The 12,637-nt window shown below is 48.0% G+C and carries 11 protein-coding genes; 5 read left to right on the top strand and 6 right to left on the bottom strand.

Going from position 1 to position 12,637, the window contains the following annotated elements; genetic code table 11:
• Positions 1 to 1,038, top strand: coding sequence for a glycosyltransferase (locus BMY63_RS11945; RefSeq protein WP_091917055.1), 1,038 nt, complete (start codon positions 1 to 3; stop codon positions 1,036 to 1,038).
• A gap of 52 nt (positions 1,039 to 1,090) precedes the next feature.
• Positions 1,091 to 1,777: a RadC family protein gene (gene radC, locus BMY63_RS11940; protein ID WP_091917053.1), complete on the top strand. Its 687-nt coding sequence runs from the start codon at positions 1,091 to 1,093 to the stop codon at positions 1,775 to 1,777.
• A gap of 3 nt (positions 1,778 to 1,780) precedes the next feature.
• Here the strand turns inward: radC and BMY63_RS11935 are convergent, their stop codons facing one another.
• Genes BMY63_RS11935 through BMY63_RS11925 form a run of 3 tightly spaced genes read right to left on the bottom strand, consistent with a single transcriptional unit; the run spans position 1,781 to position 5,421 of the window.
• Positions 1,781 to 4,351, bottom strand: a complete 2,571-nt coding sequence (locus tag BMY63_RS11935) for an outer membrane beta-barrel family protein (RefSeq protein ID WP_091917051.1) — start codon at positions 4,349 to 4,351, stop codon at positions 1,781 to 1,783.
• Between the two features lie 16 nt (positions 4,352 to 4,367).
• On the bottom strand, positions 4,368 to 4,895 hold the full coding sequence (locus tag BMY63_RS11930) for a DUF4974 domain-containing protein (RefSeq protein ID WP_218141897.1): 528 nt from the start codon (positions 4,893 to 4,895) through the stop codon (positions 4,368 to 4,370).
• Positions 4,896 to 4,920: 25 nt separating this feature from the next.
• Positions 4,921 to 5,421: an RNA polymerase sigma factor gene (locus BMY63_RS11925; protein WP_091917047.1), complete on the bottom strand. Its 501-nt coding sequence runs from the start codon at positions 5,419 to 5,421 to the stop codon at positions 4,921 to 4,923.
• 120 nt (positions 5,422 to 5,541) lie between these two features.
• Between BMY63_RS11925 and BMY63_RS11920 the strand changes: the two genes are divergently transcribed.
• Genes BMY63_RS11920 through BMY63_RS11910 form a run of 3 tightly spaced genes read left to right on the top strand, consistent with a single transcriptional unit; the run spans position 5,542 to position 7,696 of the window.
• On the top strand, positions 5,542 to 5,871 hold the full coding sequence (locus BMY63_RS11920) for a metal-sulfur cluster assembly factor (RefSeq protein WP_091901936.1): 330 nt from the start codon (positions 5,542 to 5,544) through the stop codon (positions 5,869 to 5,871).
• A 12-nt stretch (positions 5,872 to 5,883) separates the two neighbouring features.
• Positions 5,884 to 6,648 carry a UDP-2,3-diacylglucosamine diphosphatase gene (locus BMY63_RS11915; protein WP_091917045.1) on the top strand — a complete coding sequence of 255 codons (765 nt, stop codon included), beginning with the start codon at positions 5,884 to 5,886 and terminating at the stop codon, positions 6,646 to 6,648.
• Positions 6,649 to 6,676: 28 nt separating this feature from the next.
• Positions 6,677 to 7,696: a sugar kinase gene (locus tag BMY63_RS11910; protein ID WP_091901932.1), complete on the top strand. Its 1,020-nt coding sequence runs from the start codon at positions 6,677 to 6,679 to the stop codon at positions 7,694 to 7,696.
• Here the strand turns inward: BMY63_RS11910 and BMY63_RS11905 are convergent.
• The 3 genes from BMY63_RS11905 to BMY63_RS11895 form a co-directional block, all read right to left on the bottom strand.
• Positions 7,691 to 9,427 (bottom strand): CotH kinase family protein, encoded by a 1,737-nt coding sequence (locus BMY63_RS11905; protein WP_091901930.1) that lies wholly within the window; start codon positions 9,425 to 9,427, stop codon positions 7,691 to 7,693. The genes BMY63_RS11910 and BMY63_RS11905 overlap by 6 nt on opposite strands.
• A gap of 45 nt (positions 9,428 to 9,472) precedes the next feature.
• The gene (locus BMY63_RS11900) at positions 9,473 to 11,197 is read right to left on the bottom strand and encodes a CotH kinase family protein (protein ID WP_177178440.1); all 1,725 of its coding nucleotides are present in this window, start codon (positions 11,195 to 11,197) and stop codon (positions 9,473 to 9,475) included.
• A gap of 248 nt (positions 11,198 to 11,445) precedes the next feature.
• Positions 11,446 to 12,636, bottom strand: a complete 1,191-nt coding sequence (locus BMY63_RS11895; RefSeq protein ID WP_091901925.1) for an acetate kinase — start codon at positions 12,634 to 12,636, stop codon at positions 11,446 to 11,448.
• Between the last annotated feature and the right edge of the window lies 1 nt (position 12,637).

Here is a 12,637-nt window from a genome sequence, read left to right as displayed (position 1 = left end):
TTGAAATATTCAATCATCGTTCCCGTCTATAATCGTCCCGATGAAGTGGACGAACTCCTCGAAAGCCTATCTAATCAGACACTAAAGGACTTCGAGGTCATTATTGTGGAAGACGGATCGACCAGAAACTGCAAGGATGTTTGCGACAAGTACGCAGACATCCTTGCATTGCATTATTACGCCAAGGAGAATAGCGGTCCTGGCCAAAGCCGTAATTACGGGGCTGAGCGTGCCAGCGGCGACTACCTGCTAATTCTCGATTCCGATGTCGTACTGCATGAAGGTTATATCCAGGCGGTCGAAGACTCTCTGAAAGAGACTCCTGCAGAAGCCTTTGGCGGTCCCGACGCAGCCCACCCCTCGTTTACCCCAGTGCAGAAGGCCATCAGCTATTCGATGACCTCGTTCTTCACCACGGGTGGTATCCGTGGTGGAAAGACGAAACTCGACAAGTTCTATCCCCGTTCATTCAACATGGGTATCCGTCGTGATGTCTATCTTCAGCTCGGAGGATTCTCAAAGATGCGTTTTGGTGAGGACATCGACTTCTCCTATCGTATCGTCGAGGCAGGCTATAAGCCACGTCTCTTTCCCGAAGCCTGGGTATGGCACAAGCGTCGTACCGACTTCCGGAAATTCTTCCGGCAGGTCTACAACAGTGGCATCGCTCGTATCAATCTTGAGAAGCGCCATCCTGGTACACTCAAGCTCGTACATCTGCTGCCCACCGTCTTCACCGTCGGTGTCATCGGACTGATCCTCATCTCTGCTGTCGGACGACTCCTCATGTACTACTGTGGCAACGACCAATGGCGCTGGCTCTGTCTGCTGCCCTGGTTACCAATCATCTTATACGGCATCCTTATCCTGACCGACTCGGCCATCAGGAACAAGAGCCTCAAGGTGGGGCTTCTCTCCATCCCTGCGGCCTTCGTCCAACTGATGGGTTACGGACTAGGGTTCATCGAATCGTGGTGGAAACGATGTGTCCTCAGGCAAGATGAGTTCCAAGCGTTCGAAAAGACATTCTATAATTAATTACCAAAAATAAATCCTTCATTGTTAACTTTTCATTCACAAACTTTTCACTATGAACAAACTAAAAATATCAGAATGGGCGGAGGAAGACCGGCCACGGGAGAAAATGGCAAGTCTCGGTGCAGAAACACTGAGTAATGCAGAGTTGCTGGCTATCCTCATCGGATCAGGCTCCACGAAGGAGAGCGCGGTCGAACTGATGAAACGGATTCTCGCAGATTGTAATAACAACCTGAACACTCTCGGAAAGAGAAACATCAATGATCTTTGTGTCTACAACGGTATCGGTGAGGCGAAAGCCATCAGTATCCTCGCCGCCTGCGAACTGGGCAAACGCCGACAGATGGAGACACCCGAGGAACGGCCCGATCTCGGTACCGCCACCCGTATCTACAACCACATGCGACCCGTGATGCAGGATCTTGACGTGGAGGAGTTCTGGGTTCTACTACTCAACCAGCATTACCGCCTTATCAAGAAAATACGCATCTCGCACGGTGGTATCACAGAGACCGCCGTCGATATCCGCATCATCATCCGCGAAGCGGTGCTGGCTAACGCCACCATCCTGGCCGTCTGTCATAATCACCCGTCAGGTAACATCTCCCCTAGTCGTCAGGACGATGAGTTGACCAGAAGCATCAAACGCGCCTGTGAACTGATGCGTATTCATTTTCTCGATCATGTCATCGTCACTGACGGACAATATTACTCTTATCATGAGCAAGGGAGATGTTAATGGTCAGAGACGGTTCCTTTCGTCGTTACCAGCACCTGTACCACGATACTTCGAGCCTGCGACATTGAAGTTATAGCTCAGGGTGAGTCCCACGCTTTGCGTGTAACTGTAGTAATCCTGTGCTGTCTTTCCGATGGCATAGTAAGTTGTCGTCTTGTTCTTAGCCGTATGGAAAATATCGTTGGCATACAGGGTAGCTGCCAGGCGCCCTTTCAGGAATGACTTCTGCAATCGGGCATTCACCTGGAATTTGTCACCACGATACATGAATCCCCAGTGGTTGGCGCCAGAATAGTTCACCTGTACCAGGGCCTTAGCCGTCGGATTGATCTCAAACCAGCTATTCAGATTAAAACTGAACTCAGGCTTATTCAGTTTCTTTGGCGCACCATATCTCTCTGCATCGAACATCTGCTGATAATAGTGCAGCGTAGCCTGCGGCTGCCAGAATCCGAATTTGGGTGATGCGACGAGTGTGGCATAGACGCGATCCTGATGGTCGAAGTTATCTGGACGGAGGATGGCAATCTCCTGCACTTCATCGTACACCTGACCAACATGGGTAAAGAAGTCGTTCTCACGAGTAAAGCCAGTGACAAAGTTCAGCCATGAATAGGTGAGGTTGAAATCGATGCTCTGCCTTACCGAGGGACGCAACAATGGGTTACCGCCTTCGTATAGGATTCGACTGTCGTATATGACCATAGAGGTCAACATGCTGTATGGCGGACGGGTGATGCGCTTGTTGTAACTCAGTTGAGCACCCCATTTGCCCTTTTGCCAGGCTGCTGAGACATTGGGGAACCAGTCGTTATAAGTACGGCTGGGCTCCTCCTGCCAGACGCCAAACGAGGTGTAGTCCGCAGCGACGTGCTCATAGCGCAGACCAGCATTTAGGTGCCACAGGCCTAGTTGTAACTCATACTCAGCAAAGCCGGCGATATTCTTTTCTTCCATCTCGGTGTCCGACTCTGGGATGATATTCTCCAGATTAAAGTTACCACCACGGCTCTTCGTGCTCGTCGCCTCTGATCCAGCACTTAACTCACCTTTCCAGACGGGATAGGTCAGCACCAGTTTGCCTGCTACCATCTTACGGTCTTCATTGGTCAGCGTGGTGATGGTGCGGTTGCCATATTCCTGACTTGTCTCATACTGATTGTTATTTTCCTCTGATTCACGTCGTAATATGGTAGCGTTCAGATCAATACCCAGTTGCCCTATCTTACCTACATAGTAGGTGTTCAGTTCCCATACGGGCTTGTCTTTCTCGCGGATATCTGTTGTCAGATAGACATTACCATCAAAGGTTCCGTTCTTCATGTAGTACTGTTTCATATCCGACTTGAAACAACTATGGAGGTTCTTTTGCGAAGAGAAACTCAGACCTATAGAATGATCTGAGCTGAAGTCGTAACTCAGACCTGCCTGATACTGAATCTCCGTCCACGAACTCCTAACAGGTAATTCTGCACTGCCGCTAAACAAGTCCTTGCTGATATGCAGTTCTTGATCGATATCCTGATCATTGCTATAGTGACCGTTATCGAGCGCAACGTTGGCAAAAGCCTCCAGACCGCCAGTGCGATATTTCAGCGTCAAGTCGTCGTAGGTGTTCCACTTGTTGTTTTTCCAAGTCTGACTGGTGGCCATCAGACTGAATCCATCGCCCTGAGGCTTCAAGGTCTTGATAAGAATCACGGCATTCACCTCGGCATTGTATTTCGCACCAGGGGCAGTAATCACATCCACGCTCTTGACGTCTGTCGATTTCAGTTGTTTCAGGTCACCCATATCACGCACCTTCTTATTATTGATGTAGATCTCGGGTTCACCTTTGGCCAGCACCTCAAACTTACCATCCTTGCCCTGCACCATCGGGATTATCGACAACAGATCGTCGGCATTGCCAATGTCATGGAGCAGCGAATGTTGCACATCGACGCTTACGCCACCCGTTGTTGGTTTGTATTGAGGTCTCTCGCCTTTAATCTCAACACCTTTCACCATATAGGTCTCAGGCTGGAGGGTGATGGTGCCGATGTTGCCCACGCTGACGTTTCGGGTAACGGTCTTATAGCCGACATACGACACTCTCAGTGTGATGCGCTGGGCCTTACAGGGTATTACGAAATCGCCATTCTCATTGCTCACGCCTCCGTTAATATATGTGGAATTTTGATCATTGTTTTGAATTTCTATGGCGTTGTGCAATGAGATATTGGCGAATTCTACGGGTTGTCCGTTTTCGTCCACGATATGGCCTATCACCTTGGTATCTTCCTTTTGGGTGCATTCTATGAAGATCTTGTCACCTTCATATGTCACCTTCATCGGATAGAAACCAACGACCTCGCGGATGGCCTCTTTGATGGGAAGATCGCTGAAATGACTGGTAACTGTGAAGTCTTCCAGTTCATCATAGATGAAATAGATGGTCTTATCGCTGGTGACTGTGTTCAAGTCCTCAAGGACCTTTGACAGTGACTCGTTTTGGTAATGGCGGCTAATCCTCTGTGCCTGAGCACACAACGTCAAGCCACAGAGCAGCACTGTGAATATATAATGTTTCATTTTGTGTTGATTCAAGTTATTCTACAATCAATTTCTTGTTCTCGTAAACAATCTGGATGCGCTCAAACTTGTTAAACGTATCGACAAGATCGTCTATCGTCTGTTTTTGGTCCCATGTGAAATAGAGACGGATATGCTTGCTGGCCTCATTCTTATAGATGAGTTCAACCTGATAGTAAGATGCCATATCTTTCAGGATGGTTGCCAATTCTGCATCTTCGTAGACGATGGGTTTGTGCAGAGTACTATCCTGCTCTGTCAGTTGGGCATTGCCAGCTGAGTGTTCTGTATTTACTGTCGCCACGACCTGTTCTTTCTGTAACTTCTGTGAACTGCTATTTATCATCTGCACAGCAGCATAGGTGATACCAGAGAGCAGTAGTACTCCAACAAATATTGCAGCTATCTTGAGAAACGAAAAACTTTCAGTTTTCACGCTTCGCTTTCCACCTCCAAAGTGTTCTGCCTCAAACTTCGTCCACGCCTCGTCGACAATGTCCGATGTATCTATATCGTTATCGTGGAGGGACTCTAGGGTATACATCTGCCTGAGGAGCTTTTCCAGTTTGTCATTTGATTCCATAATCCGATGATTTAAAATAATCCTTTAATTGTTTCAGCGACTGCGACAGATGTTTATGGACGGTGACCTCGCTGACCTGCAGCACCTTGGCAATCTCGCGGTACTTCAAGCCTTGCTGGTAGCGCAGACGAAGTATCTGCTGCGAGAGTTTGGGAAACTGCGTGTCGATGTAGTGGTATAGCATCTGCAGTTGTTCCTGTTCAACGGTCTTTTCTGGGGTGATCATCTCTACAACGACGGCCTTCTGCATCTGCTGTTCTTTCTGTTTGTGCACCAACAGATTGATACAGCGGTTACGTACGCTTGTCAACAGATAGGCCCGAAGAGTGTCCGACTTGAGATCTGTGCCGCGATGGAGCAGTTGGGCGAACACGTCGCTCACAATATCCTTGCTTTCAGCCTCATCGCCTAACATCCTTAGTGCCAGTCGGAACATCCCGTCATAATGACATCTGAAAACCATTTCGAATTCTCGCTTGTCGATCATCTGTTTTTGCAGTCTTTTCTTCTTAATACAATTAAGCCCTCCATTTTCCTAAGCAAAAATAATAAAATAAGTTGTTACGTATAGCAAAATTTGATAAAAATACGTATCTTTGCAGCGAATATGACACAAGAAGAGAAAACAATGATAGAAGAGCGGATCGTTGATGTGCTGAAGACCGTCTACGACCCAGAAATTCCTGTCAACATCTACGATCTGGGAATGATCTATAAGATTGACGTACAGGACAACGACTCAGAACCATTTGTTGAACTTGACATGACGTTCACCGCGCCCAACTGTCCCGCAGCCGACTTCATATTGGAGGATGTACGTACGAAGGTGGAGAGTGTCGAAGGGGTGAAAGGCTGTAATGTCAATCTGGTATTTGAGCCAGCCTGGGATCAGTCGATGATGAGTGAAGAGGCACGCGTCGAACTGGGGTTCGACTAATCAACAATTCAGATGAAGAATGTCTATTTCCTTTCCGATGCCCATCTGGGATCGCTTGCCATTCCGCACGGACGGATGCAAGAACGACGACTGGTGCGCTTCCTTGACAGTATCAAGGAGAAAGCAGCTGCCATATACCTGTTGGGCGACATGTTCGATTTCTGGTACGAATACAAATATGTCGTACCAAAAGGATATTCCCGTTTCCTCGGCAAACTGTCGGAACTGACCGACATGGGTGTGGAGGTACATTATTTCACCGGCAACCATGACATCTGGGCATACGACTATCTGGAGAAGGAATGCGGTGTTATCTTGCACAAGCAGCCCATGACGACGGAGATCTACGGTAAGATGTTCTTCTTGGCTCACGGCGATGGACTAGGCGATCCCGACAAGAAGTTCAAGCTGATCCGTACCATCTTCCACTCATCCTTCTGTCAGTGGGCCTTCTCCGCCCTGCATCCCCGTTGGGGCATGTGGTTCGGTCTTCACTGGGCCAAGCACAGTCGACTGAAACGTCCGAGCGGTGAGGAACCGCCCTATATGGGAGAAAGCCGCGAACATCTGGTGCTTTTCACCAAAGGATATATCCAGTACCACCCAAACGTGGACTATTTCATCTATGGCCACCGCCATATCGAACTAGACCTTCAACTGACGAAGAAGGTACGTATGATCATCCTCGGCGACTGGATCGCCCATTTCACCTATGTTGTCTATGATGGTGACCACCTCTTAATGTCGCAATACGTTGAGGGAGAAAGTATGCCATAGCAAAGCCAACAGATAAACTAGACAAATTATGAAGAGGCAGAAGATTGTAACTTTCGGAGAGCTATTACTCCGGTTCTCAAAGCCAGACCACCAACGACTGACACAGGGTGATATGTTCACCAGCAAATATGGAGGAAGCGAAGCTAACGTGGCCGTATCGCTGGCCACACTCGGTGAGGATGTGACATATATCACCCGTCTGCCAGACACCCCTGTCGGACATGCAGGAGCTATGTGTCTGGCTCAGTTGGGTGTCGACACCAGTCATGTGCTCTACGGAGGACAACGCATTGGCACCTATTACTTTGAGCCGGCAGCAGGCATGCGTCCCGCCAAGGTGATCTACGACCGTAACAACTCCGCCTACTACGACCTGAAGCCTGGTATGATTCCCTGGCGCGAGATCTTGAAAGACACTTTATTCTTCCATGTATCTGGTATCACTGCGGCTATCTCACAACAGGCTGCCGATGCCACCTTTGAGGCACTCGATATTGCCGACGAGTTGGGTATAACCGTCTGCTTCGACATCAACTACCGCAAGAACCTGTGGCGCTATGGTGCCGACCCACGGGAGACTCTTAGTAGGATGCTGTCACGGTGCGACATGATGTTTGGCGATGCCATCGAATTTGAATGGCTGAGTCAGCATCCACAGCCGCCATTCACGGCAACAGACTCAAACTTCAAGATGCAGATGGATGAGTATAAGGAATGGTTCGACGAACTGCATGAACGTTTCCCACGATTGCGGAACTGGATGATGGGCATGCGTAATATCGTGTCGTCCAACCACCACACTCTGACAGGTCTGCTATGGACCGACGGAGAGCTTCTTCAGGCTCCCATCGTAGATATCCCCGACGTAGTGGACCCCGTAGGGGTGGGCGACGCTTTCATGGGCGCGTGGTTACATGCCATGAGGGTATACCCCGATGACAAACAGAAACAACTCAACTATTCGCTGGCCGCAGCAGCCCTGAAGAACACGATACCCGGTGATTTCAACCTGTCGACCGACGAGGAGATCACCGCTTTGCTGTTATAGCTTATCGTACTCGGACTTCATCCATTCGAAACGCGTGTTCAGCCACTCCTTCAGATCCTGCACCTCATTCTTGTAGGATCCCCAGATATCGGCATTCTTATAAGTATAATGATATAAGGTGCCCCAACGATCCTCATTCTCTATGACAGAATAACGGAGATAATCGGCATAATCATTCAAGAACATAAACACGTCGTTTCTATGCTTATAGAAGAAGTCGAACCGTTCTTTCAGTCTCGCAACAAAGGCAGGATCCTTCATCAAACGACTGTACCACTTCGTCTGCGTGAGGAGATTCCCCTGTGGGGAGATCCATTTCAGATAACTAGAGCCACTTTCCTTAAGGTTACCGTATGCGATATCAAAGTCCCAGAGTGGTCCCATCTTCAGTTTTCCTCCTCTCTCCAGATGCATGAATGTACTGAAGTTGAACATACAGTCAACATTCTTGGCAATCTCATGGATGAGATACCAGTCAACGAAAGAATCCATATCCATATACTTCTGCCATCCAGTGGAAGGATTCGTAAAGCTGGAGGAGAACAGGGTACGCTCAAGCGTTGACATATAATTCACGATATACGTGTAATTAGCATCATCATACTGCACATCCTCAGGCTCTTTGATTACGATAGCCGGATCGACATAGGTCGTATGGAAATATGTCGCGTCGTCCTCACGGTCGGCCCAGTTGTTGCATTCGAGCAAGAACCCGTCGTCACCGACGGCCACCCGGTGATTGGAGACTTTCACTTTCTCTGTCAACAGATAAGTACCGTCATAACGACCGTTGAAGATCACCTCTACGAAATGATAACAAGGGGTCCAGTCCATATTACTCATCTTACCCAGATAGAAAGACAACGCATTGCGAAGCATACTCTTGTCCGTCCAGTTAGGAATCAGCACCCATGACTTGTCTTTATGTTCTCCGAGGAAAGACACTTTCTCGTCGAACTTCAGTCTATATGGTTTCTTGGGAAGGCCCCATGTCGAGTTACCACGGCCCTTGATATGACCGACAGCCTCGGTCACATCACCGGCACTTCTCGTCCGTACATCCTCCACCAACTTGACCGAAGCATCAATATAATACTCCTTGGATGTAACTTCCTGCTGACCTGCCGTATTGATGTAGAGAATCGGTAAGCCCGTATAGGAATGGACATACATCAAGTAGTGAACCATCTTGTCCGAGGTCATGACCGTCACCTTTAACGGTTTTTTGAAGTTGAACTTCGTCTCTCCACTGACAGCCTCAATACCATCGATGGTGACCATGGTACCGTCGAAAGTGAACTGCGGGATGAGTTGTTTCTCGGTAACGATGCCCGGCAACCAGCACTCTATCGTATTATCATCGACAATCTCACATTTGATGTCCGCACTCAACTTCGGGTTCTCCGCCTTAGCAAAAGTGACGGACAACAACTTCGGCTCAACTGGTGGCACAACAGCCCGGACAGCCTCAAGACTGTCAAGCTTCTTGGCCAACTCCTCCCATTGAAGGCGCAGGCCTCTGTTCAGCGCTGCCTGGTCGGCATTCCGTTGAGCCTGTTCCTCGTTCCACTTGGCCTGCTCTTCGTTCCGCTTCGCCTGTTGCTCATTACGTTCCTTCTGTCTCTTGTTGGCCTCCTCGCGAAGATCCATCCTCTCGAAGTAATCCGACAGGTCTTCCTTACAGCTAGTGAGGCATAGGACTATGATAGCAAAGAATACGATCTTTCTCATCTTCTTGAATTAGATAAACATCACCAATATCCGTCGGCCAAAGCCTTACATCTTATCAAACTCACCTTTCAGCCATGTCATCCGTTTATCCAGCCATGACTTCATAGATCCCACGGCATTCTGATACATCACTGAGACATCGGAGCTATACGACTTATAAGAGTCGAACACCTCCCATTTGTTGGAGTTCTCTCGTACAGAATAGCGCAGATACTGGGCGTTGGAATTAATCTCCGACAGAATCGTGTTACGCTGCTTATAGAAATAGTTGAAGCGTTCCTTCACTTTAGTCACGAATGCTGGATCCTTGAACAGACGAGCATACCAGTTTGAGTTCTTTACGACAAAGCCATTCGAACTGGTATTCTTCACATTTCCGAAAGCATTCTCAAAGTTCCATATCGGACCCATCTTTAATTTACCATCCCGCTCAAGAGTCATATAGCAGTCGGCAGCAAAGGCGCCGTTTGAGTTCTTGGCAATCTCATTGATCAGATACCAGTCAACGAAAGAGTCCATATCAAGATATTTCTGCCATCCGGTAGAGGTATTGGTGAAATCCTCCGAGAAGAGAGCATCTTCCGCTGTCGTAATGAAATTCTTGATATATTTATAGTTCGCATCCCCAGAGCTCACGCTCGGAGCAATGATGCTCAGCGGTTTCTCGATGGTCTGTGCACTGAAGTTCGTACCAGAGGTCTTTGCGTCAATCTTCAGGATAAAGCCGTCTTTACTAATATTGACTCTGTCGGCCCCCACCTCAATCTTATCACCAATCATATAGGTACCAAAGTAAACCCCATTCATCATGACATCGACATAATGGAAACGCGGTGTAAACGCCAACTTACTGATCTTTCCCATAGCATAGGCGGTCTGATTACGAAGCATCGTGATATCATCGGCATTAGGAATAAGTGCCCAAGCCTTATTCTTCGCCTCGTCCAGTACCGAGATGACACCATTGAACTGGAGTTCGTAAGTATTCTTCCATAGTTCCGTGTATGTCTTGCCCGTCAGGTTAGGTTTCCACCACTGTGTTGAGCCAATACCTTTAATCTTTCCACTTGCCTCAATTACACTTCCGGAAGAACGGGTTGTCACGTTCTCTGCCAGCTTGAACTGGGCATTATAGAATCTCTCGACAACAGAGACCTGACTTCTGTTCATGGTCTCAATCCAAAGGATAGGCAGACCTGTGTACGAGTGGACATTAATAGTATAATCCTTCGTCTTGTCAGATGAAGTGATGGTCATGACGACAGGCTGACTGAAGTCAACCTCCGTGACGCCACTCTCAACAGCCTTGCCACCAATCGTGACGTTCTCTCCCTGATAAGTGAAATGAGGAATAAGTTTTTTGGAACTCATAATATTGACGACCCAGCACTCCACAATACCATCGGCACTGATATCGCACCGTGTATTCTCCACGAGTAGGAGCGGATTCTCAGAAGCCAGGAATTCCATAGAGAGCAACTTCGGCTCTACCTTATTCATCTCCTTCTCTATCTCGTCTATCCGGTTCTGGGTATTGTCCAAATCATTCTGCAGCCTCTCTGTTTCACCAGCCAAGTCCTGACCCTGTTGCTCAAGATCCTTACTTTTGTTCTCAAGATCCTTTCCCTGTTGCTCAAGGTTCTTACCCTGCTGCTCAAGATTCTTGCCTTGTCTTTCTATCTCATCAATTCGCTCCTCAATCTCTGAAAGATCCGTCTTACATGCTGAGAAGCAAAGTAACGCCATACAGAAAAAAACAAACTTCTTCATTTCTAATCCTAATATTTGACCATAAACATATTTACGTACTACCACAACAGACTCCATCGTTCCACAAGTGTTAGTAATCGGCAAAGTCCATAGTGCGATGCAAAATTAATCTTTTTTTTGTTACTTCTTGCATTTTTTGTAATTTTTTTATAAGAAACTGACAAATACATATCCCTGTCTGCTCAGACACAGAAAAAGGGTAGCCCATGAAGGACTACCCTTGATTATCAGATGTTACCATCGTACGATTACAGAAGATTCATCGTGTCGGTAGCAATCATCAACTCTTCATCGGTCGGGATGACAACCACCTTCACCTTCGAGTCATCGGCAGAGATGATTGCCTCCTCACCACGTGCGCTGTTCTTTGACTCGTCGAACTTCACACCGAGGAACTCCATATTCTTGCACACCTCAGAGCGCATGCTGACCTGATTCTCTCCGACACCAGCAGTAAAGACGATAACGTCGAGCCCACCCATGGCCGCAGCATAGGCACCAATATATTTCTTGATACGATAGAAATACATCTCTTGAGCAAGTCTAGCACGGGGATTACCCTCCTTGGCAGCATTCTCAACATCGCGCATATCGCTGGAACCACCAGTGATACCAGCCACTCCACTCTGCTTATTCAACAGGTTGGACATACCATCGGCATCAAGACCAAGTTTCTTTTCGATGAAGGTTACTGCACCTCCATCAATATCACCGGCACGGGTACCCATCACAAGACCCTCCAATGGGGTAAGACCCATGGACGTGTCAATGCACTTTCCATCGACAATGGCAGCAAGAGAGCCACCATTACCTACATGACAGGTAATCATCTTTGTTCCCTCCGGCTTGATACCCAGGAACTCACAGGCACGCTGCGAGACATAACGATGAGAGGTGCCATGGAATCCATAACGACGGATGCCGTATTTCTCATACAGCTCATAAGGAATAGCATACATGAATGCCTTCGGTGGCATCGTCTGATGGAATGCCGTATCAAACACACCCACCTGGGGCAGACCTGGCATCAACTCTTTGACGGCATTAACTCCTTTCAGATTGGCGGGGTTATGCAGCGGAGCCAGATCAGAGCACTCTTCGAAAGCCTTCAGCACCTCGTCGGTCAGGATGACCGACTTATTAAACTTCTCTCCGCCATGTACCATACGATGGCCAACCGCATCAATCTCATCAAGCGACTTGATCACGCCTATCTCAGGGTCGGTCAACAACGAGAAGATGAATTTCACGCCCTCCGTATGCTCGGGGATATCATGCATAATCTGTTTCTTCTCACCATTTGGCAACTTCACTTTCACAAAAGCGTTGTCGAGTCCCACACGCTCAGCGCCACCCGACGTCATCACGCTCTTATCATCCATATTATACAATGCGTACTTGATGGATGACGAGCCACAATTCAGCACTAATATCTTCATA

This window comes from Prevotella aff. ruminicola Tc2-24, from assembly GCF_900110895.1.
In the GTDB taxonomy this organism is placed as follows: Bacteria; Bacteroidota; Bacteroidia; order Bacteroidales; family Bacteroidaceae; genus Prevotella.
Note: the sequence above shows the minus strand (reverse complement) of the source record. Positions and strands in the feature narration are given on the sequence as shown.